A 21,830-nucleotide genomic window follows, 5' to 3' on the forward strand; every position below is an offset into this window, starting at 1 on the left:
TAATAATAAATGCAATTGACAGCAAAACTATTGGCAATAAAAACTTATAATCTACTTTATATTTATTAAAAAAAAAATAGGCACTTATTATAATTAGTATTTTAAAAATAATACCATATCTGTAATAAGTAAGATTAGCAATGTCATGGGATACAAAAAGCTTTACAATAAAATCATATGTGAAAAAAAACAGTATACTATTTTTTAAAACAAAGTCTTCATTAAAAATTTTGTCAATAATTTTACCCATTATAAATACTAATATGTCTATTTACAAAACTTTCCCAGGACAGGCTTTGAGAGACTTTAATCACATTGTTTTTATATTGATCTATGTTGCTATTAACAAGTAAACAGGCGTCTGCAAAGTCCTTAGCATTATGGCTATTTGCTACCTGACCTACTTTATTAATATTTACATACATTTCTAATTGTCCTTTAGGAGGTACTACAACAGCCACACCGTAGGATCTAGCATCACTTACAGGTCCGCTGGCAGAAGGGAAACTATCACTATGTGTTGATAAAAAGATATCTGAAGCCTTAAAATTATCTTCATATTCTTTTAAACTCAAATATTTAAGTGTCTTGGTTACTCTATTTTCTATTTTAGCTTCTTTTATTAGGCTTTCAATTTCATCTATCTTATAATCGGATAAACTTCCTGCTATAACAAAATGAAAATTATCTGGTAATTGTTTAATGGTTTGAATTGCAACTTCAATTTTTTTGTCACGTCTTATCATTCCTAAAAATGAAATAATAGTTTTATCTAACGGTACTCCAAGTTCTGCTTTAAGCTTGTCTTTATCAATTTTTGAATACGCATTACTTGGGTAATCAATACCAGAAATTTTGTTTTTTAATTTTGGAAACGCTAAAACTAACCTATCCTTAATCCACTCTCCATGACATACAACATGAGCAGTTTTACTAAAACTTGTGTTTAGCATACTTTTTACTAGATACTTGTAGACCGATCCAATAGAGAATGATTGCAAATTAAAATCTGAAGCATGTAATGTGTAAACTAATTTTATAGGATTGTTTTTTAGTTTTTTAGCTAAATACCAATACGATATATATTCTGAATCAAGAATATGAACTACATCATAATTTTTAGTTTTTAAATGTTTTACTAAATCTTTATGAAATTTAATACCATTAGAAACCCTATCAAAACCCCTTTTAACCATACCCAATTTACCATACTTAGCATAGTTTTGCCTTGATAATTTAGAGAAGCTTAAATCACTTTTATGTATCCTATTTATATCAATATCCGTGTCTGCTAAAATAGCATCTTTAGGCACAAATACATCTGTATCAATAGCCTTTAGGTTTTTGTGTATATTGTTTAAATACACCGTTCCATGACCTGAATTACTTACACTACCGCTTACTAATAAGACTTTCATGCTTTACTTTTTTTGATTGAATAATAATGACTAACAGACAATAATACAAAAAATATTTTGCGGATGTCATACCCGAAGACACATTAAAGGGTACAAAATAAAATGCAGCAAAATATAGTAATACATTGTTTTTATTATTAATAATAGCTTTAACAAAAATGTATATTATGAATAAGAAAAACAGAATTCCAAAAAAGTAACCACAGGTTACAAAATATTCTAGAAAAAAGTTATGTGGCAGTAGTGAATCTTTATTTGGTGAAAAAGACAAATTAGGCAAAAAATTAATTTCTTGTATTAATTTTTCATAGATACTAAATCTAACTTGGACACTAGCTCCACCATCAGATTTAATAGCATAGGTCATCCTTTTTAAAGTTTCGATACCATTGTTATATGCAAAGGTTTCAATTTTTTTGAAAATATAATCCCAATTCAAATAAATTAATAACCCTATAAACGAGGCATACATAACACTTTTAAATCTTGAAGCTAAAAGGTATATCAATAATGTAAAAACTAGTCCAACAAGCGCTTGCCTAGAACCTGATAACAACAGTAAAAAAAACACAATCCCAATACACACCCATTTATACCATTTAGATTTGATACCAAAAAGTAAGATGGTTAAACCAGCCAATATATTGCCTACATGCTGATACCTGTTTTTAGATATTAATCCATTATAGTGCAAAAAGAAGATAAATAATCCTAGTATTATATAGGATAGCAATAGGTTTTTAAACGTTGTGTTAATGTCATGTTTATTAATCTCGCAATAAAAAATATAACTCATCGGAAAAAAAAACAGAAACAAATACATTGCTGATTTTACACGCACCTCAAAGTCTAAACCTATTAAACCTCCAATCAATAATAATGATGCTAACACACCTAAAAGCACGTAAAAGACAGAGGCTTTAAGGTTTATTATTAATTTTCTATTAAAAAAAATATAAACTAAAAAATATGAAACAGGAACAATGTAAGTGACAAAACTAAATCTAAAAGAAAAAGAGTATAAAAACAGTGTTAACACAAATATATTAACAAAAGACTTTTTAAATATGTTTTCTCTAAGAATACTAAAGAGCTTCATTTTTCTTCTTATTTATAACGTTAGTAATTATGTTTAGTAATTCTGGTTGTTGTTTAAAATACCAAACCATCAATAGCACAGATGCAATCATGGCAAATATAGCGTCTAGATAAACATTAGCAACTAGTAAAATAAGACTAATTGTTACGCTAAATATTAGTATCGGTTTATAAATATATTTAAGCCATTCAAACGGGTTTTTTACAACAATCTTAGCGGTAATAAAATTAAACATTGATGTTATAACTAATCCAATGTTTCCAATAATTACACCATAAAGTCCAAAAGATTGACCCAATAAATAAATACAGTACAATGCTAGAAAAGAGCCTAGTAACTGCCAAAGCCCAATATGTTTAGTCTTTTTAATTGCCATAAGGGTATAAAACCCTGGTATACTTAGGGAGTTAAATGCATAAATGACAATAGCTAACTGGAAAGCTAAAATGGAATCTGGATAAACTTCTAAATTAATATCCATAATATCTTTTAACAAAATCCTATAGACAATAAGCATTAAAAGTGATGCAAAAAATATCAAGAAAGTATTAAACTGGATGGCGTGTTTATACTCTTTAATAAATTCATCCCTATGTGTTTTAACCTTGGTCCATAGCTCTGTAAGCTTAGGTATTATTGGTTGTAAACCAACAGTTGCGATAGAACTAATATAACTAGTAATAGAAATTATGGCAGCATAAATACCCAATATTTCTGGTGTTGTTATTTTACCAATAATTATTTTATCAAACTGAGTAAAAATAACACTTCCAAAATAACCAACCCATGTAGTCCCAGAATAACTTATAATGGATTTTGTAGTTTGATAGTCAAAATGCGGTTTTATTTTAAAAATATTCAGCTTTTTAGAGGCCAAATAAATGTAAGTTATCAAGGTTAAAATACTAATTAAAAACATATAAAATGTTAGGGTTACAAAGTCTTCTTCTAAAAAACTAAAAACTAGTAGTCCTACATTTATAACAAAAATATTAATAAACTTAATAATATTAACTATCAAAAATTGATTGTAAGCTTGTATAATACCCGAAAACAAATGTTGAATTAACATAATTGAAGAGTATAACCCAATCCACCTTAAGGCAATAATTATATCATCACTGGCTAAACTACTGCTTAAAAAAATATGTGCAATTTCTGTTGTAAAAAACAAAAAAGATATCGCTACAATTGCACTAAGTACAATGTTAATTAAAAGCAAAACGGGTATTACCATTTTAGTTTTATGGTCTACCTCCTCTTTAGTTTCTAAAGCATTAATTTCTGACACAAAGTGCATTGTTGTGGACGCAATACCTACATCAAGCATTAAGGCTATGTTACCAATAGAAGTAATTAAAGCCCAGACACCAAATTTTTCGACACCCATATAATTAACCATCAATGGGATGGTAAAAAGAAACAGAATAGCTCTACCTGCTCCTCCAAATATATTATATAGATTATTTTTAATACTCATTATTTAATTTTTGAGAATTTGTAACGTAATAGTAGTACAATGAATTAAAGGCTGAAAAAAATATAATCCCGTTTAATCTTTCAAAAAACGTCTCTGTTAAAAACACCACCATTAATAGCATTAAGACAAAGAAATAAGCATAGTTTTTAGTTTTTATTGATAAAACCATATTGTTAATTATTAAAACTAAAAATGCAAAAAGCGTTACTAAACCACCAGACAACAATAGATAAAAATAGTTATTATGTGTGTTTAAATTATTGTCGTACAACCCCATAAACTCCATATCCAAATAGCAATTACTTAAGTTATAACTTACATCTCCAATTCCGTAGCCTAAAAATGGATTATTTAAAAATAAATTGGTATTACATTGGTTTATAAAATACCTGCCATCTATACCACTTGTAGACACCGTAGCATCCGTAAACCAAGCATACACTTTCTCTAATTGCAGTACAAGCCTGTAATTTAAAGAGAAATTATTCATCAATAAATAGTAAAACCCAACTAAAAACGGAATACATAATAACAAAAATATAATTCTACCTTTTAGAGTTTTGGTTTTTATAAAAAGGTATATAGGGATAATGATAATATAAGAATATACTACTGCTCTAGAATTAAGCATAAATAAAAACAAACTAAGTACTATTATAATTGCTATTGCTGATGCTTTGTAAGCCTTTTGGGTTACAGCATAACAATACTCGATCAATAAGATTATACTAGTCAATATAAAAGCGCTAATATACGTTGGATGCCAATCCTTGTAAGTGCCCGTATTAATTATTGATCTAAAATCAAAATTAGTAGTAGCGACTTCTAAAATAGAGACATTTTCGGAAAGCTTAATGCACAAATAAAGAACCGACAACACATTAGCTAACACAAATAATTTGGCTAAAATAATTAGTTGCTTTTTTGTAAGATTAATGAAATAAAAAATAATTATTGGAAATAATACAAAGGATAATTGTCTGGTAATAATTTTAAACCCTGTGTTTTTATCCGATGTGTAAATTATAGAAACTACTAATAGTAAAAAAAACAAACTATTTATTACCAATCCTTTAATAGGGGCGTTTTTAATAGAATTAATTCCTGTTTTAAAATTTAATACGACACTAAAAATAAAAAAAAACAATATAATTTTAGAGTTTGTTTTTACCTCAAGCATTGGAAAAAACATCAATAAACAAATAAGCAGAAAAGAAATTTTCTGCTTATAATTATTAATTTGGAATAAAACTGATTTCATTTATTGTGCTGTTTTATTCTTTATAAAAAACTTCTAATTTAGGTCTACTATCCACATCTACATGATTACTAGAGCAAAATCGTATGCCTTTATAGGGCTTCTCTTCGCTCTCCAATCTAAAAATATACCCATAATTTGGATAGGTTTTATTAACTACATTTTTAACGTAATTAGTAACGTCTATTTTGTAGGGCTGCATTTTGTCTGTTGGTGCAACTATTAATATTTGATCGCTTTCCTCGCCTTCTGGTTGGTTCTCCCAATTAATATCTTTATTTATCCAAACCGATTTAGAACGTTGAATATAAAATGAATTTTTTTCTCCAAAATGTCCAGGTTCAATAGCTTTTAAATATATAAAAGCTGAGTCTATTTTTGCAGTTTGAGGAATTGAAGCAAATCCAAAACGAATTAAAAAACGACTATCATTATCTATCGTGTCTTGAACTGACAACGATAATAAATGTAATCTTTCTAAATGCGAATAGTTTCTAGTTTCATAGGCTTCTGAAATTACTACATCTTTACCCATCACTTCATCGGGTTGAAAAACAGCTTTTATTGTTTTGTCTTTATTACAAGAGCAAAAAAGTATAATAGTAAATAAAATTGTTGCTTTTAAAAACTTCATTTCTTCGAATTTATCTGTCGTTTTCTTGTTCTAAAAAAAATTGAAAGGTTTTTTCTAATCCTTCTTTTAAGTCTACGGAATGTTTCCATCCTAACTCGTGCATTTTAGAACTATCCATTAGCTTTCTAGGCATACCGTCTGGTTTTGTAGTGTCTTTAACTATTTGACCTTCAAATCCTGTAATTCCTTTAATTATTTCCGCCAATTCTATTATTTGAACATCCTCGTCCGAGCCAATATTGATGTGTTGGTTTTCGTTATAGTTATTCATTAAAAATAAACAAGCACTTGCTGCATCATCAACATACATAAACTCTCTTTTAGCACTTCCTGTACCCCACATTACAACCTCAGCATCGTTGTTTACTTTGGCAGTGTGAAACTTTCTTAAAAGCGCTCCTATAACATGGGAATGTGCTGGGTCAAAATTATCGTTTTCGCCATATAGATTAGGTGGCATTGCAGATATAAAATTTGTCCCGTATTGCTTATTATAATATTCGCATAGTTTTATTCCTGCTATTTTTCCTAAAGCATATCCCTCATTAGTTGGTTCTAATTTACCATCTAAAAGATACTCTTCTTTCATTGGTTGTTGTGATAACCTTGGATATATACAAGAACTTCCTAAAAATAATAATTTAGAGACTTTGTTTTGGTATGCTGCATCAATGATATTGGAATTAATCATTAAATTATCATACAAAAATTCGGCTGGTCTTTCAATATTTGCTCCGATACCACCAACTTTTGCAGCAACAAGAAATACGTATTCTGGTTTTTCGGTTTTAAAAAAACTATTAACCGCTTCTTGATTTTTTAAATCTAATTCAAAAGATCGTCTAAAAACAAGGTTGTGATAACCGTCTTTTTTTAGAGCTCTTACAACAGCAGAGCCCAGCATACCATTATGTCCAGCTACATATATCTTAGCGTCTTTATGCATTTGAAAAGGATTTAAGGCAACTTATTAAACGGTCTACATGCTCTTTATTATCCTTTGAGTGATTACCTACAAAAAAGGCTTCGTCATGGATGTAATCAGCATTTTCTAATGTATTATGTACACTATAATCTAAATACTCGACTGCTTTATTTCTAACAAAGTTACCCGCAACTACTGGTCTTGCGTCAATATTATTTTGATCCAAAAGCTTAACTAATTGGCTTCGTTTACCTTTGTTTTTTCCTTCTAAAATTATTGCAAATCCAAACCAAGAACTGTCCTCTGTTTCTTGTTGAAATCTATAACCCTCTAAATCGTTAATTTGAGATTTAAAGTATTTAGCATTTTCGCGTCTTTGTGCAATAATACCATCTAATTTTTTTAATTGCTCAATACCTAAAGCGCCTTCCATTTCGATTGGTCTTAGGTTATATCCAGGCATTATAAAGTTGAAACTCTCGTAAAAAGCATCTTCTTTTTTCTTGTAAATTTTACTGTCTTTTGGAAGGTTTCTAGTCCAACCATGAGCTCTAATAGACAACATGTAATGATAAAGCTCTTCATTATCAGTTACGGTTACCCCACCTTCCATTGTACAAAGGTGGTGAGAGTAAAAGGTAGAAAAGGTTCCCATTTCTCCAATTGTTCCAGCTGCTTTACCTTTATAAAAGGCACCCATAGACTCACAATTATCTTCTAACAGAATTAAATTGTGTTTTTTGCAAATGCTATTTAAGGCGTCAAAATCGTTTGGGTTACCAAGTAAGTTTACTGCAAAAATTGCTTTTGTATTAGGCGTTATTGCAGCTTCTACTTGGGTAACATCCATGTTTAAAGTTTTTGCATCTATGTCGATAAACTTTAATTTTAAATTGTGTTGGGATAATGGAAAATAGGTTGTACTCCAAGATACCGCTGGTACTAGAACCTCATCACCTGCGTTTAGTTTTTTTGAATAGACTAAAGCTGCGATTGCTAATAAATTAGCTGATGATCCAGAATTAGACATCACAGCATATTTTGAATTGAATTTTTTAGCAAAATCCTGTTCAAAAGCTTTTACTTTTTCTCCCATTGAAAAGAATCCAGATGCTATAACTTCGTTTAAAGCTTCAAACTCTTTATTGTCCCAAGTATTATCAGATAAGGTATATCTCATTATAGAAAATTTTTAATCAAATGATTTTTTAATTGTGTGTTCTTTTTTAGCTAATTGAAGGTCATGTTTCATCATGATTTTAACTAACACTTCGATTGATGTTTTGCTAGAGTTCCATCCTAATAATTTATTAGCTTTTGATGGATCACCCAATAAGGTTTCAACTTCTGCAGGTCTAAAGTATTTTGGATCTACTTCAATTAATACTTTACCAGTTTTTTTACATTTTCCTATTTCCTCTACACCTTTACCTTCCCATACAATTTCAATTCCAACTTCTTTAAAAGATAATTCACTAAAGTATCTAATTGAATATTGCTTTCCAGTTGCAATGACAAAATCTTCTGGCTCTGGATGTTGTAACATTAACCACATACACTCTACGTAGTCTTTAGCATAACCCCAATCTCTTAAAGAGTCTAAATTTCCTAAATATAATTTATCTTGAGTTCCTTCAGCAATCCTAGAGGCTGCAAGGGTGATTTTTCTAGTTACAAATGTTTCACCACGTCTTTCAGATTCATGATTAAACAAGATACCATTAACAGCATACATCCCGTAAGATTCTCTGTAGTTTTTAGTAATCCAATAAGCATACATTTTTGCTACTCCGTATGGAGATCTTGGATAAAAAGGAGTTGTCTCTTTTTGAGGAATTTCTTGTACTTTTCCATAAAGTTCGGAAGTAGAAGCTTGATAGATTCTGGTTTTCTTTTCTAATTCGCAAATCCTAACAGCTTCTAATAAACTTAACGTCCCTAAAGCATCGGTTTTAGCTGTATATTCTGGCAAATCAAAAGACACTTTAACGTGTGATTGTGCAGCTAGATTATAGATTTCATCCGGTTCAATTTGCTTAACTAATCTAATTAAGTTTGAAGTATCCGTCATGTCACCATAATGAAGTGTTATTTTTCTATTAGAATGAAGGTCTCTAATTAACTCATCAATATACAGATGTTCTATTCTTTCTGTATTAAAAGAAGAACTCCTTCTAATAACACCATGTACTTCGTAACCTTTTTCAATTAATAACTCCGCTAAAAATGATCCATCTTGACCTGTTATCCCTGTTATTAGTGCTTTTTTTTGTTGCATTTTATTTCCGTTTTTTAACTAATTGGTTATCAACTTACCATAAGATGGGTCAAAGATATTGATTTTAAAGCGAAAACCAATTATTAGTGATTTTTGTTTAAACTTTAATTATAGTATAATCTAACGTTTAGATTATCTAAATTAAGTGGTCGTTTTAAATAACACACTACACTTTTTGCTTTTATACATATGTTGCAATAATTAATTCCAAAAATTGATGGTTGATAAAATTAAAAATTATTTAAATGATTTTTTAAACTTTTTTCCCAATCTAAAACCTTTAAATCAAAGGTGTCTATTATTTTTGTTTTATCCATTACACTGTACTTTGGTCTAAGTGCTTTGGTTACATACTCCAAAGAACTTACTGGTATAAGTTTGATTTTGGTATTAGTTAATTCAAATATCTTATTCGCAAAATTAAACCACGTTGTTTCACCTAAGTTACTAAAATGATATAGCCCAAATGCTTTTTTATCGCTATTAATTACCTTTACAATAGCTTCTGATAAATCGTTTGCATTTGTAGGAGTCCCTTTTTGATCATTAACAATACTTAATTCACTTCTTTTTGATGCTAGATTTAGCATCGTTTTTACAAAATTATTTTTAAATTCAGAATATAACCAAGAGGTTCTAATTACATAATAGTCGCTTAATATAGATTGAATTTCATGTTCTCCTTGCAATTTAGTCGTCCCGTAAACACCTAAAGGGTTTGTTGTATCTGTTTCTTTGTATGGCGTTTCCGCTTTACCGTTAAAAACAAAATCTGTTGAAATATGAATTAAAATTACTTTAAATTTTTTAGAGGCTTCAGCTAAATTTTTAGCCCCTAAAGTATTTATATTATAAGCTATATCACTTTCGTCTTCTGCTTGGTCAACTGCTGTATATGCAGCACAATTAATACAGTAATCAAAGTTGTTTTCACTAAAAACTTTATTAATCTGGTTGACATTAGTAACATCTAACCCTTTACTATCTAAAAAAACAAAATCTAAAGTGTCTTGTTCTTTAGATTTTATTTTTAAACATGATCCTAGTTGTCCGTTTGAACCTGTTACAAGGATTTTTTTCATTTGTAAAGTGTTTTTATAGTTGGAAGAATCTTATCTTTTTCTGAAACTATAAATTGATCAGGACTAAGTTTCCAATCAATATTTAAGTCTTTATCATTGTATATTACTCCGTTTTCAGAGTCTTTATTATATACATTATCACATTTATAATTAAATACTGCTGTCTGACTAAGTACTATATAACCATGTGCAAATCCTCTGGGTACAAAAAGTTGTTTTTTATTATCCGAAGATAACTCAACAGCTATATGTTGTAAAAAGGTTTCAGAATCTGGTCGTAAATCTACTGCTACGTCCAATACTAAGCCTTGTGTTACCCTAACTAATTTAGCTTGGGCAAATTCACCTTCTTGAAAATGAAGCCCTCTTAACGCTCCTTTATTAGAAAAAGCCTCGTTGTCTTGAATAAAATCAATTGCTTTACCAATTAAAGATTCAAATTTACTTTTATTATAGCTTTCAAAAAAATAGCCTCGAGTATCACCAAAAATGGTTGGTTCAAAAATGAAACAATCTTTAAGTTTTGTTTTGACGATATTCATTTATTATTGATTTACTAAACTAATTAAATGCTCACCATAACCACTTTTTAGTAATGGTGTTGCTAAATCTATTAATTGTTGTTTAGAAATAAAACCACTGCTATATGCAGCCTCTTCTATTGCTCCTATTTTTAAACCTTGACGCTCTTCTATCACTTGAACAAACTGCGATGCTTGCATCAACGAGTTAAATGTACCTGTATCCAACCAAGCGGTACCTTTATCCAGAATAGATACTTGTAATTTACCCTGTTCTAGATATGCTTTATTTACATCTGTAATTTCCAATTCACCTCTATGACTTGGTTTTATGTTTTCTGCAATTTGGATTACACTGTTATCGTAAAAATAAATTCCAGGAACTGCGTAATTTGATTTTGGTTTTTCTGGTTTCTCCTCAATGGATAATGCCTTACCTTCTTGATCAAAATTTACAACTCCGTAACGCTCAGGATCTGTAACATGATAAGCATACACAATACCACCATCTGGATTAATATTTGATTTTAATAAATCCGATAGACCTGTCCCATAAAATATATTATCTCCTAATATTAATGCTACTTTATCTTTTCCGATAAAATTTTTCCCTATAATAAAAGCTTCGGCTAATCCGTTAGGAGCCTTTTGCACTTCATATTCAAAATTGCATCCTAATTGGCTACCATCACCTAACAATTGTTTAAATAAAGGCAAATGGTCTGGTGTAGATATAATTAAAATTTCTCTTATACCTGCATGGATTAACGTGGATAAAGGATAATATATCATTGGTTTATCATAAATAGGCATTAATTGCTTACTTAATACTTTGGTTAAAGGATGTAACCTTGTACCTGATCCACCTGCTAATATAATTCCTTTCATTAATGATAATTTATTAACTATTATATTTTTTTAAATACCAGTCAATGGTTTTTCTAATTCCAGACTCAAAATTCTCGTCTGCTTTCCAGCCTAGATCGTTTTCAATTTTTGTAGCATCAATAGCATATCTTAAATCGTGACCTGGTCTATCTTTTACAAAGGTAATTTGCTCTTTATAAGATTTATTTGCTGGCTTAATATTGTCCAAAATTGAACATATAGTATCCACAATAGTTAAATTGTTACGCTCATTTCTACCTCCTATATTGTAAGTCTCACCAGATTTACCTTGTGTAAAAACTAAAGCAATACCTTTACAGTGGTCTAGGACATACAACCAGTCTCTAATATTTTTACCATCTCCATAGATAGGAATATTTTCTCCTGAAAGCGCTTTTCTAATTATTGTTGGAATTAATTTTTCATTGTGTTGTTTAGGTCCATAATTATTGGAACAATTTGTTGTAACAACATTAAGGCCATATGTATGAAAATAGCTTCTAACTATAAAATCTGAGGCTGCTTTTGAGGCGCTATACGGACTATTAGGTGCGTATGGTGTTTCCTCTTTAAATAAACCTGTATCACCCAAAGAGCCATAAACCTCATCCGTAGATATATGATGAAATCTATTATTTTCTTTTCCTTTTTTAAATTGAAAAGGAGCTGACATCCAATAAGATTTTGCTACATCTATTAAATTAAAGGTTCCTGTAATATTAGTATCTATAAAAGCACCTGGATTAGTAATTGAATTATCTACATGAGATTCTGCTGCAAAATGTATAACACCATCAAATTGATGCTTATCAAACAACTGCTCAATTAAACCTCTATCGCAAATGTCACCTTTTATAAAAGTATAATTAGGATTATTTTCAACTTCATCTAAATTAGTCAAATCACCAGCATAGGTTAAGTTGTCTAAATTTACCAGATTTACGTTAGGGTTTTCATTTAAATAATACGATATAAAATTAGAACCAATAAAACCTGCTCCTCCAGTAACAAGTATGGTTTTATTCTTCATAATTTAAAGTATAGACAATTATTTTTCTAATCATAAAAAATAATATCAGTATTACTAAAGATAGTATTGGGAAAATAATTGAATATTTTTCTTTCCAATGACTTGATATGTTACCGACTTCCTGAAAGCTAGATATTACCTCAAATACAACATCTTCTTCTATTTTTTGTTCCTCTAACTTCTTTAACTCGTTTCTTATTCTTTGTTCTTCTTGTAATAGCTCGTATTCTCTAGTTTTTTGACCATCACTACCTGATATAGATATGTCGCCAATTTTAAAGCTTTTTTCTTTATTGTTAGATTCTCTCTCTATTACATTAATATAAATATTTTGTAAATCTTTTACTTGTTGTAATTGATCTTCAAGATTTTCTTTTTGAATATTAATTAAATCATCACGCCTTTTCATGGCTTTGTTTGAATAATTATTTACAAAAGAAGTTAATATACCATCTTCCAAATCTTTAAATACGTTAGCTCTTGAAGCATATGCCTTAATTAAAAAGAACTTTCCGGCATACTCACTTCTATTACTAATAAAGTCCTCATAAGAATATTCTTGAGCTCTGACACTGTCTAATTGCGCTATAAAATTCTCATATTGCAACAGCTTGTCATTTTCTGTTTCAGGTCCAGGCTCTATACTAAATCCATTAATGGCACTTACTGTCTCTTTATCAATCTTAAATATTTTTTGTAATGATTGCGTGTCACCACTAGCTATTAATGCGTTAAAATAATCAATATTATTAACCAATTGAAACTTAGAATTAAAATAAGGCTCTACCAACATCTCTGCTTGAAAAGCAGTAGGTTTAGTTTTCTCTAAAGCATATCCAATGACAGCAGCTAATAGCACAATGCCTAAAATAATTTTCCATTTGGTTATAAAAAACCTAAGCGTAAAAATTAATACTGAAAATATATATTTAAGTATCCTAAATATATTGTTTAATAATTTATTAAAAGCATTACCTATTAGGTTAAAAAAAACAACTAAATCTTCTTCTTCGTTATTTGATTTTATTTCTTTATTATTTTCACTCATTGTAAAATGTTGTACTATTTAACACCTATTTATAATTGACTACATGCTTATAAAACTTTATAAAAGAGCCTACCAAAGCTAGTAAAACTAATGCTATAAGCGGGAATATTATTTTATACTTTTTATACCAAATGTTTTCTAAAAGTCCTTTTTCTTTAAATGAAGAAATTTTTTCAAATATTTCGTCATTAACTACCAGCTCTTTTTTAAGTCCATTTAACTGTTTTAAGATATCCAATTCTTTTGTTAATAATTGGTCCTCTTTTGTTTCTGTTTTCTCTACTTGAAAACCTAAAGAGCTGCCTAGATTAGAAGATACTATATTTTTTTCTGATTCTTTTTGTAGTACATCTAAGTAAGCGTCTTTCATCTTTCTAACTTCAACTAAAGATAACTCTAAGTTTTCTTTTTCTAAAATTAAAACAGAGTCTCTTTTTTTCTTTTCTATATCAGAAAACACGTTGTTTATAGATTTAGACAAACCACCTTCCAACTTTTTAAATATCTTATAATTGTGGGAACGCGCTCTTAACAAAAACACATTGGCAGTATAAATATTTCTATTATCTATATAGTCTTCAAAAGTAATTTTAGTCTTTGTTGTACTATCTAAGGTTTTTAAAAACCCATTAAAGCTTTCTAATTGTTCATTTTTTGACTCTGGACCTATCTCTGCTTCAAAACCTATAAGAGATTTTGCTTCTGTTTCATTTATTCCAAACTGGGATATTAATTCTTCTGTGTCTCCAACTGCAATCAACGAGTTGTAATATTTTATACTGTTAATCAATTCATATTTTGATTGAAATTTAGGTACTACAAACATTTCAGAATAATACACCTTTTCTTTTTGTGTATCTAATACATAACCTATAATTATTGCCACAACAGCAACTGCAAGTATAATTTTAATATTAATAAATATAGCTCTAATTAATGCTATAAACAGACCATAAATACCAACAAAAATTGATTTTATAAAAACCAATAATTTATTAATCGTATTTCCAATTAAATTGAAAAAAACAATTAAATCCACGTCGTCCTTATTGTTTTTTTCAGGTTCTAATTCGTTACTCATACTTTTTATATATTTAATTAAATATTTGTTGTAAAATTTTCCTAGTAATTAAATAGGTTGGTTTCACACCTGAAGTACCTAGTCCTCCAGAAGCTAATGTTCCACCAGATTCCAATGGATTATCACTAGCATAATATGCGTATCTTACTTTTACGTTTGGATTTATACTACCTCTAACTTTAGATGCTGCTTGTATTGCTTTTTGATAATGCGCACCTTCCATTTCAAGTCCAATTACATTCCAGGTAGAATTATAAAAAAACTTTAAGATATCCTTATTTTGAAGTGATGTTCCTAAAACGGTAATCATACTTCCTTCATATACTGCAACACCTTGATTTTCTAGATCAGATTTGTTTAACTCATTTTCAAAAGGATAATTATCTGCTGTTCCTTCAAAAATATGTGCAGAAGGTATCATTATGTCTCCTTTTGCGCCTTCTAATATACCTGCTTTACCCATTATTGAGATAGACTCAATATTTAGATGTGTTTTAGTGTCTCCTTCTCTAAACGGTTTTAAAAACTCGTCAATTGTTTCATACGCTTGTTCTCCAAAAGCATAATCCATAACAAAAAGCACAGGTGCTTCAGAATTTTTATCTTGTTTTGGTAAGTTTAAGTCTGTCTTTGATAAGTCAAGCTTAGCAGTATCAAAAATCTGAACATCTATATTTGTTCCAGAAGTGTCTGGAATAAAAATCATACCTTGTTGCAACGCCTTTTGGGTGACCTTGTTACGCAACGCTTTATTATCGCTTTGGCTTAAGGCTTCGTACACTTTAAAAATTTCGGTTTTAGAGGTTTCGGCTTTTAATGCAATTGGAGAGTATAGTGTATTCATGACACTATGTAAATTGGCACTAATAATATGGATTGGTCTTTCTAAAAGACCTTCTTTTTTAAGTGTATTTTTTATCGTGTTAGCCCAGATTTCACCATGGATATGGTGACCTAATCGTTCTCTTAACACTGGACTAAATGTTACAGTACGTTTATTATTATTAACAACCTCATCAATTGCTAATTTACCTAACCAATATACAATATGTAATAAACGCTCTGGTTTATTTGGCAATGCAAAAACGTTATAAACGGTAGACAGTTCCTTAAACGTGCGTCCTAAAATATTTGCGGTATGCGTGATAGCAATTTCACGTTCTTTTTGCGTTAATTTTTTCTTGTTTAATACTGCTGCTTCTAGCTTTTGCCAATCTCTTGTAGTTGCGCCATTTTCATCAATAATAACTCGCTTACTAATTTTATGGGATTCGACAAATAAAAAGGTTAAATGCGTTAATATATCATAAATCTCAGAGCGACCTCTAGTGATTTCAATATTCATTTGCTCATCATCAATACGATAGCAGTTTCTTCTTCGTTTTGGCGGAATTATAGCTTCAAAATGAGAATCCTTATAGCCTTCATCACTAGTTAGATTAATAAATCGACACTCTTCAATTCCATGAGGCAATCTATCAATTACGTAAAGTAACCCTTCAAGCTCCGCTTTTTCTTCAGATATAGATCCATAAATTTCTGGTCTAAGCACTAATAATGCTTCACGAAGTGTCTCTCCAGACACACCCATTGGTTTATAAAACCCTCTATTAAACAAGTGACGCATCGTAATATACATACGTTCTATTGCATTTGAGCTTTCTTGAGCTCTCGTTCTTTCATGTTGTTTTATCATACTACTCATGTAATGTATTTAATGGCCAAAGATAATATTATTTAGCTAAAATATGTGGTTTTAAAGCGTCAGCTATTTTGCGGTCATTAGCTAGACGTGGTATTTTATTTTGACCTCCTAGTTTACCAATAGATTTCATGTAATTTTGAAATCCATTTTTATTAACCTTACTAATTTTTAAAGGTTGTAATACTTTTCCCTCTATCAAATCTAAGTAATAACTGTTTTGTTTTTGCAACGAAGCGTCTATTTTTTTTGCTAAAGCAGAAATGTCTTTTGGTGCGTTTTCAAATTCTACAAACCATTCATGATATGGTAATCCTATTTCTGGATTAATTTGTGGCGCAACTGTAAACTCATTTATTCTTATATCTGTCCCTTGTGTAGCCTCTTTCATGGCTTGTTCGACCTCTTTACCAATAACATGTTCTCCAAAAGCCGAAATAAAATGTTTTATTCTACCAGATACAATAACTCTATAGGGTTTTGTGTCTGTAAACATTATAGTATCTCCGATATTATAAGCCCATAAACCAGCATTAGTGGATATAATCATGACATAATTAACGCCAACCTCCACATCTTTAATCGTAATACGTTTAGGATTTTTATCAAAAAACTGGTCAGCTTTTACAAACTCGTAAAACATTCCAGAATCAAGTTGCAATAACATTCCTTTCTCATTTTGTTTGTCCTGAAAAGCAAAAAATCCTTCACTTGCTGGATACAATTCAATACTATCTACTTTTCGACCTATTAAGTTTTCAAATTTTGCACGATAAGGTTCATAGTTAACACCGCCAAAAATAAATAGGTTGAAATTTTTAAATATGTCTCCTACATTTTTACCTGTTTTTTGTTGCAGTTTTTCAAAATACATTTGTACCCACGAAGGAATTCCGGATATTATTGACATATCTTGATTAACTGTCTCCTCGACTATTGCTTCTACTTTAGTTTCCCAATCCTCAATACAATTAGTTTCCCATGATGGCATTCTATTTTTTTGAAGATATTTAGGGACAAAGTGCGCTACAATACCAGATAGTCGACCTAGTTGTATCCCATTTTGTTCTTTTAAAACTGGGCTTCCTTGTAAAAAAATCATTTTTCCGTCTACAAATTTGGCGTTTCCTGTTTCATGTATGTAAAGCAAAATAGCATTTCTAGCTGCGTTTACATGGTTTGGCATACTGTCTTTAGTTAACGGAATATATTTTGCGCCTGAAGTTGTACCTGAAGTTTTTGCAAAATATAATGGTTTTCCTGGCCATAAAATATTCTCTTGACCAGCCACAACCTTGTCGACATAAGGTTTAAGGTCTTCATAATCCCTAATTGGTACACGTTTTACAAAGTCTTGATAATTATTAATACTAATAAAATCGTGATCAATACCAAAGGTTGTACTTGAGGCTTGGCTAATAAGATCTTTAAACACTTTATCTTGTGTTTGAATTGGGTTATTGGCCCATTTTTGCACTTTTTTATAAATGCGTTTTGCAAATGGTTTAGCTAAAGCTGCTTTAATTGATGGCATTATTTAAAATCTATAAAATTAGTTGGGTTTACTGGATAACCGTCACTCCATAATTCAAAATGAAGGTGTGGACCTGTAGATAACTCGCCTGTATTTCCTGCTGTAGCAATCACTTCTCCTGCTTTAACCAAATCGCCTTGCGCTTTAGTTAAGGAAGCGTTGTGTTTGTATACAGATATTAGACCTTGACTATGTTCGATTATAATAACGTGACCAGTTTGAGCAGTCCACTCGGCAAAAATTACAGTTCCATCTGCAGTAGATTTTATAGGCGTGTCTTTAGCAACGACAACATCCACAGCGTAGTGTTTAGTTTTAACGTTATAGTTTTCGCTAATTGTACCATTTACTGGTGGAAATAAAACAAAATTTGCTTTGGAAGTAGCGGTTTCAAACAAGCTATATTTATCTTCTTTATCTACTTTTTGTCTAAGGATCGAATCTTCTTTAATTGGATTTAAATCAACTTGACTAGCTTCTAATTTAGCAGCCTGTATTATAGAATCTTTATTAAACTTAACTGTACTGACTTCGCCTTGTAACACTTGTTTTATAGACGCAAAATATTTTTCGTTTAAATCAATAGTACGTTGTAAAGAATCTGTTTGAAAACTTAATTTAACAGCTTTCTTTTTAAGTGTTGTGGATGAATATCCTGGAATATATTCCTTTAAGGGTGTAAAAGCTATTAATATAGTGGTTAAAACAATTAATAAAATAGCAGATATTGTTCCAAGTATAAACACGTTTAAACGCGTTAAATTAAGTGAAAGGCGTTCTTCAAAAGTATCATCGTTTAAAATAACTAAACGGTACTTGTGAAGTAGTTTCTTCTTAATTTTTTTAGATTTTTTTTCAGATTTTACCATATTAAAAACAAAAGTAAATAAAAAATTGTGCTAACATCTTTAGCTAAAGCTAAAGTTAGTGTTTTAACGTTATTATTAAAGTTTAATTATTAACTTTGTGGTCTAAATTTTTAGTTATGATTTCAGCAAGTATATTTTTAGGTATGCCAGGACCAACATCAATGATAATAATAGTGGTAGCGATATTACTTTTATTTGGTGGAAAGAAAATTCCAGAATTAATGCGTGGACTAGGTAGCGGAATTAAAGAGTTTAAAGACGCTAGTAAAGACGAAGAAGACAATAAAGATAAAAAGTAATCTTACTTTATTATAAAAAAACCCAATGCAATGCATTGGGTTTTTTTATGACTTAAAACTGCTTTAGTTAATTTTCAATGATTTAATAATAGATTCTAGCTCTAATATATAATCACGTTTATTAACTGATGGTGCAAAGGTAAAACCTTCTAATACTACATAACGGTTATTAATTTTATCTTCTACCATGTAGTTAACAAATGGTCCTGCATTATATGTGCCTTCAATATCCCAAGTGCTTCTTACTTCATATGTTGGTTTATTATCAATTATAGTTGTGAATAAAAAGGGTGTGTAAGCTTCTTCGGTTTTCATGTATGAGCCATCTATTGGTCCAGGAATATACTTTTTACCAACACTATCTCTAATAGTTATAATTTGCTGTGTAATATCTCCTTCTTTATCTATAGCATCTAATGGTACTTGGTACACCATAAAATTATTAGTTCCTGTTGTTAAATTTTTTCTAACCCAGAAAAAATCACCATCCTCTTTAGCTATTCTATAGATAGATGGAAACTTAACCGAGATTCCTAATTTTTTTTCTATGTTATTATTTGTATGCAGTGAGTTGTTTGTCAACGTTTGACGTGCTTCAATTTCTTGGTTTTTAAACGTATCTAAAATTTTATCTTTATTAGACTTTAAAACCTCAATAATTTTGCTGTCATTTGGTCCTGATACAACTACTACCTTTTGAGGTTGTGCATACGCATCTGTAGCTATTTTAATCTCAGACTTTTCGCTTTGTTCTATTTTTAAAACAATTCTATTTTTTGCAGCAAATCCAGAGAATACTTGTGGCGGAATTTGATTAATATCAAACATAGGCTCTGGTTGTGGTAATCCAGGTACTACAGTAGTTAATACGTCTCTAATAGCGTCTCCAACATTACCTTTCCATAACTCGTTATCTACAACAACACTAACGTTATATAAGTTTCCTGAAGATTTTGGGACCATACGCTGGTTTTGTTTTGTCCCTTCGTTGCACGATAATATTGTGCATACTAATACAATTAATACAGCTAATTTTTTCATTTTATTATGCTATTTAAATGATTACTTACCCTTTAGAAACTAAAAGTTTCATTCCTGGTTTTAATTTAGTACCACTAATATCGTTCCAATCTTTAATATTTTGGACAGAAATACCAGAAAACTTTTGAGAGATACTCCATAGACTATCGCCTTGTTGCACAGTATATGTTTTTCCGTTTACTGGCTTAGTACTTTTTTTAGCCGAAGCTACAGCTTTAGATTGGCTTACTGGCACTCCGTTTCTAGGATATATGGTTAATCGCTGACCTATTTTAAGGTTATTATTGCGCATCCCATTCCATTGTTTAATTTGACTTACTCTAACGCCAAATTTTCTGGCTATTTTACCTAAATAATCTCCTTGTTTTACCCTATATCGTGTTTTGGTATCAGAATCCTGAAATTGAGGTAGTGGTTTTTCTCGTTTATCCAATTCTGCTTTTGCATGAGCATACAATTGGTCCTCATTATTTACAAAAGCTCCAATAATATTTCGTGGTAAACGTAGTGTGTAATTTTTACCTTCTATATAAGGTATAACATCTAATTTGTATGCTGGATTTAAAAACTGAAGCGTCTCTATCTCTACACCTGTATACTCTGACACTTGGTCTAGAGTAATCATTTGTTTAACGTGAATTGTATCTGTTTCTATTAAATGAAACTCTGGTTTATGTTGTACAAAGCCATGCTCCTTTGCATATTCAAAAATATACATAGTGGCTAAAAAAGCTGGCACATAACCAGCAGTTTCTCTAGGTAAATTAGGTCTAATATTCCAATAGTTTTGATAACCACCAGAGCGTCTGATAGCCTTGCTAACATTACCTGGACCAGAATTATATGCAGCTAATGCTAAATCCCAATCTCCAAATAATTTATATAATTTTGATAAATATTGTGAAGCAGCAATAGTCGCTTTAATAGGATCACTGCGCTCATCCACATAACTACTTACATCCAAACCATATTCCTTACCTGTTGCAAACATAAACTGCCATAAACCGGTTGCTCCAACTCTAGATCTAGCTCTTGGTTTTAAAGCAGACTCTACAATTGCTAAATATTTCATTTCTAAAGGAATGTCGTAATTATCAAGTTCGCGCTCAAACATAGGGAAGTAATAATTACTTAAACCCATTAAACGCTCAAATGATTGATGACGATTTTTTAAAAAGGACTTAATAACGCTTTCTAAACCAGGATTATATTCAACATTAAAAGGGGTTCTTGCGTTTAAGCGAGAAAGTCTAGCTTTTAAAGTATCTGTAGTTAACTCTGGATAATATACTGCATCATATTTTAATCCTGAAACATCTCTATAAATAGTATCATAAAGTGTGTTACTGTATAACTCTTCAAGCCATTTTTTATCAATTTTAGAAGCAAATTCGTGATCTTCTAAAACCTGTGGTAAAGGTTGTAATCCCTCTACTGTTTTTTTAAAGTAGGCTTGACCATCGATTATTGTATCAATAACGTAGTTTTCTCCTTCTATCAGTTTATCCTGAGTTAATCTTGTTTGCGCTTGTAATGTGTCTTGAGCCACACTAAATGTAATGCCAAATAGGATTAATAAAAAGGAAATATATGTTTTTAAATGCTGCATTTATTATTTGTTTGATTTTATGCTGTAACGTTTA

The 21,830-nt window shown here is 30.2% G+C and carries 20 protein-coding genes; 1 reads left to right on the forward strand and 19 read right to left on the reverse strand.

The window, feature by feature from the left end; genetic code table 11:
* Positions 1-242: 242 nt before the first annotated feature.
* The 17 genes from JM82_RS13305 to JM82_RS13385 form a co-directional block, all read right to left on the reverse strand.
* On the reverse strand, positions 243-1,418 hold the full coding sequence (locus JM82_RS13305) for a glycosyltransferase family 4 protein (RefSeq protein WP_145004896.1): 1,176 nt from the start codon (positions 1,416-1,418) through the stop codon (positions 243-245).
* Positions 1,393-2,517 carry a hypothetical protein gene (locus JM82_RS13310; protein ID WP_145004899.1) on the reverse strand — a complete coding sequence of 375 codons (1,125 nt, stop codon included), beginning with the start codon at positions 2,515-2,517 and terminating at the stop codon, positions 1,393-1,395. The genes JM82_RS13305 and JM82_RS13310 overlap by 26 nt, the downstream gene beginning before the upstream one ends.
* Positions 2,504-3,997: an oligosaccharide flippase family protein gene (locus tag JM82_RS13315; protein WP_145004902.1), complete on the reverse strand. Its 1,494-nt coding sequence runs from the start codon at positions 3,995-3,997 to the stop codon at positions 2,504-2,506. Before JM82_RS13315 ends, JM82_RS13310 begins: the two co-directional genes overlap by 14 nt.
* Positions 3,987-5,258, reverse strand: a complete 1,272-nt coding sequence (locus tag JM82_RS13320) for an O-antigen ligase family protein (RefSeq protein WP_145004905.1) — start codon at positions 5,256-5,258, stop codon at positions 3,987-3,989. The genes JM82_RS13315 and JM82_RS13320 overlap by 11 nt, the downstream gene beginning before the upstream one ends.
* A gap of 13 nt (positions 5,259-5,271) precedes the next feature.
* A complete protein-coding gene (locus tag JM82_RS13325) occupies positions 5,272-5,889 on the reverse strand; it encodes a DNRLRE domain-containing protein (RefSeq protein WP_145004908.1) in 618 nt (205 codons plus the stop codon).
* A gap of 10 nt (positions 5,890-5,899) precedes the next feature.
* The gene (locus JM82_RS13330; protein ID WP_145004911.1) at positions 5,900-6,835 is read right to left on the reverse strand and encodes a GDP-L-fucose synthase family protein; all 936 of its coding nucleotides are present in this window, start codon (positions 6,833-6,835) and stop codon (positions 5,900-5,902) included.
* Entirely contained in the window at positions 6,828-7,994 is a 1,167-nt protein-coding gene (locus tag JM82_RS13335) for a DegT/DnrJ/EryC1/StrS family aminotransferase (RefSeq protein ID WP_145004914.1), read from the reverse strand. Before JM82_RS13335 ends, JM82_RS13330 begins: the two co-directional genes overlap by 8 nt.
* Positions 7,995-8,006: 12 nt before the next feature.
* Complete coding sequence (gene gmd, locus JM82_RS13340) at positions 8,007-9,092, reverse strand: GDP-mannose 4,6-dehydratase (protein ID WP_145004917.1); 1,086 nt, start codon at positions 9,090-9,092, stop codon at positions 8,007-8,009.
* 230 nt (positions 9,093-9,322) lie between these two features.
* A complete protein-coding gene (gene rfbD / locus JM82_RS13345; protein WP_145004920.1) occupies positions 9,323-10,174 on the reverse strand; it encodes a dTDP-4-dehydrorhamnose reductase in 852 nt (283 codons plus the stop codon).
* Positions 10,171-10,716 carry a dTDP-4-dehydrorhamnose 3,5-epimerase gene (gene rfbC, locus JM82_RS13350; RefSeq protein WP_145004923.1) on the reverse strand — a complete coding sequence of 182 codons (546 nt, stop codon included), beginning with the start codon at positions 10,714-10,716 and terminating at the stop codon, positions 10,171-10,173. Before rfbC ends, rfbD begins: the two co-directional genes overlap by 4 nt.
* Before the next feature lie 3 nt (positions 10,717-10,719).
* Positions 10,720-11,583, reverse strand: a complete 864-nt coding sequence (gene rfbA, locus JM82_RS13355; protein WP_145004926.1) for a glucose-1-phosphate thymidylyltransferase RfbA — start codon at positions 11,581-11,583, stop codon at positions 10,720-10,722.
* 13 nt (positions 11,584-11,596) lie between these two features.
* Entirely contained in the window at positions 11,597-12,613 is a 1,017-nt protein-coding gene (gene rfbB, locus JM82_RS13360; protein ID WP_145004929.1) for a dTDP-glucose 4,6-dehydratase, read from the reverse strand.
* On the reverse strand, positions 12,603-13,661 hold the full coding sequence (locus tag JM82_RS13365; RefSeq protein ID WP_145004932.1) for a hypothetical protein: 1,059 nt from the start codon (positions 13,659-13,661) through the stop codon (positions 12,603-12,605). The genes rfbB and JM82_RS13365 overlap by 11 nt, the downstream gene beginning before the upstream one ends.
* 25 nt (positions 13,662-13,686) lie before the next feature.
* Complete coding sequence (locus tag JM82_RS13370) at positions 13,687-14,742, reverse strand: hypothetical protein (protein ID WP_145004935.1); 1,056 nt, start codon at positions 14,740-14,742, stop codon at positions 13,687-13,689.
* 13 nt (positions 14,743-14,755) lie between these two features.
* Positions 14,756-16,447, reverse strand: coding sequence for a DUF6909 family protein (locus JM82_RS13375; RefSeq protein WP_145004939.1), 1,692 nt, complete (start codon positions 16,445-16,447; stop codon positions 14,756-14,758).
* 28 nt (positions 16,448-16,475) lie between these two features.
* The gene (locus JM82_RS13380; protein WP_145004942.1) at positions 16,476-17,978 is read right to left on the reverse strand and encodes a GH3 auxin-responsive promoter family protein; all 1,503 of its coding nucleotides are present in this window, start codon (positions 17,976-17,978) and stop codon (positions 16,476-16,478) included.
* Positions 17,978-18,847, reverse strand: a complete 870-nt coding sequence (locus JM82_RS13385) for a M23 family metallopeptidase (RefSeq protein ID WP_145004945.1) — start codon at positions 18,845-18,847, stop codon at positions 17,978-17,980. Before JM82_RS13385 ends, JM82_RS13380 begins: the two co-directional genes overlap by 1 nt.
* 116 nt (positions 18,848-18,963) lie before the next feature.
* On the opposite strand from JM82_RS13385, the gene JM82_RS13390 reads away from it, so the two are divergent.
* Positions 18,964-19,146 carry a twin-arginine translocase TatA/TatE family subunit gene (locus JM82_RS13390; RefSeq protein ID WP_145004948.1) on the forward strand — a complete coding sequence of 61 codons (183 nt, stop codon included), beginning with the start codon at positions 18,964-18,966 and terminating at the stop codon, positions 19,144-19,146.
* Between the two features lie 63 nt (positions 19,147-19,209).
* Here JM82_RS13390 and JM82_RS13395 read toward each other — a convergent pair whose 3' ends face one another.
* On the reverse strand, positions 19,210-20,187 hold the full coding sequence (locus JM82_RS13395; protein WP_145004951.1) for a DUF4837 family protein: 978 nt from the start codon (positions 20,185-20,187) through the stop codon (positions 19,210-19,212).
* A 25-nt stretch (positions 20,188-20,212) separates the two neighbouring features.
* Positions 20,213-21,796 (reverse strand): lytic transglycosylase domain-containing protein, encoded by a 1,584-nt coding sequence (locus tag JM82_RS13400; RefSeq protein ID WP_145004954.1) that lies wholly within the window; start codon positions 21,794-21,796, stop codon positions 20,213-20,215.
* Positions 21,797-21,830 lie beyond the last annotated feature (34 nt).

The organism is Olleya sp. Hel_I_94 (assembly GCF_007827365.1).
Taxonomy (GTDB): Bacteria; Bacteroidota; Bacteroidia; order Flavobacteriales; family Flavobacteriaceae; genus Olleya.

What these genes read in the sequence shown, in the direction of transcription:
- rfbC (WP_145004923.1), bottom strand. Translation starts at nt 10,716, where the DNA reads ATGAATATCGTCAAAACAAAACTTAAAGATTGTTTCATTTTTGAACCA.
- JM82_RS13390 (WP_145004948.1), top strand. Translation starts at nt 18,964, where the DNA reads ATGATTTCAGCAAGTATATTTTTAGGTATGCCAGGACCAACATCAATG.
- JM82_RS13320 (WP_145004905.1), bottom strand. Translation starts at nt 5,258, where the DNA reads ATGAAATCAGTTTTATTCCAAATTAATAATTATAAGCAGAAAATTTCT.
- rfbA (WP_145004926.1), bottom strand. Translation starts at nt 11,583, where the DNA reads ATGAAAGGAATTATATTAGCAGGTGGATCAGGTACAAGGTTACATCCT.
- JM82_RS13315 (WP_145004902.1), bottom strand. Translation starts at nt 3,997, where the DNA reads ATGAGTATTAAAAATAATCTATATAATATATTTGGAGGAGCAGGTAGA.
- JM82_RS13330 (WP_145004911.1), bottom strand. Translation starts at nt 6,835, where the DNA reads ATGCATAAAGACGCTAAGATATATGTAGCTGGACATAATGGTATGCTG.
- JM82_RS13385 (WP_145004945.1), bottom strand. Translation starts at nt 18,847, where the DNA reads ATGGTAAAATCTGAAAAAAAATCTAAAAAAATTAAGAAGAAACTACTT.
- JM82_RS13325 (WP_145004908.1), bottom strand. Translation starts at nt 5,889, where the DNA reads ATGAAGTTTTTAAAAGCAACAATTTTATTTACTATTATACTTTTTTGC.
- JM82_RS13380 (WP_145004942.1), bottom strand. Translation starts at nt 17,978, where the DNA reads ATGCCATCAATTAAAGCAGCTTTAGCTAAACCATTTGCAAAACGCATT.
- JM82_RS13370 (WP_145004935.1), bottom strand. Translation starts at nt 14,742, where the DNA reads ATGAGTAACGAATTAGAACCTGAAAAAAACAATAAGGACGACGTGGAT.
- gmd (WP_145004917.1), bottom strand. Translation starts at nt 9,092, where the DNA reads ATGCAACAAAAAAAAGCACTAATAACAGGGATAACAGGTCAAGATGGA.
- JM82_RS13395 (WP_145004951.1), bottom strand. Translation starts at nt 20,187, where the DNA reads ATGAAAAAATTAGCTGTATTAATTGTATTAGTATGCACAATATTATCG.
- JM82_RS13375 (WP_145004939.1), bottom strand. Translation starts at nt 16,447, where the DNA reads ATGAGTAGTATGATAAAACAACATGAAAGAACGAGAGCTCAAGAAAGC.
- rfbD (WP_145004920.1), bottom strand. Translation starts at nt 10,174, where the DNA reads ATGAAAAAAATCCTTGTAACAGGTTCAAACGGACAACTAGGATCATGT.
- JM82_RS13305 (WP_145004896.1), bottom strand. Translation starts at nt 1,418, where the DNA reads ATGAAAGTCTTATTAGTAAGCGGTAGTGTAAGTAATTCAGGTCATGGA.
- JM82_RS13365 (WP_145004932.1), bottom strand. Translation starts at nt 13,661, where the DNA reads ATGAGTGAAAATAATAAAGAAATAAAATCAAATAACGAAGAAGAAGAT.
- JM82_RS13335 (WP_145004914.1), bottom strand. Translation starts at nt 7,994, where the DNA reads ATGAGATATACCTTATCTGATAATACTTGGGACAATAAAGAGTTTGAA.
- rfbB (WP_145004929.1), bottom strand. Translation starts at nt 12,613, where the DNA reads ATGAAGAATAAAACCATACTTGTTACTGGAGGAGCAGGTTTTATTGGT.
- JM82_RS13400 (WP_145004954.1), bottom strand. Translation starts at nt 21,796, where the DNA reads ATGCAGCATTTAAAAACATATATTTCCTTTTTATTAATCCTATTTGGC.
- JM82_RS13310 (WP_145004899.1), bottom strand. Translation starts at nt 2,517, where the DNA reads ATGAAGCTCTTTAGTATTCTTAGAGAAAACATATTTAAAAAGTCTTTT.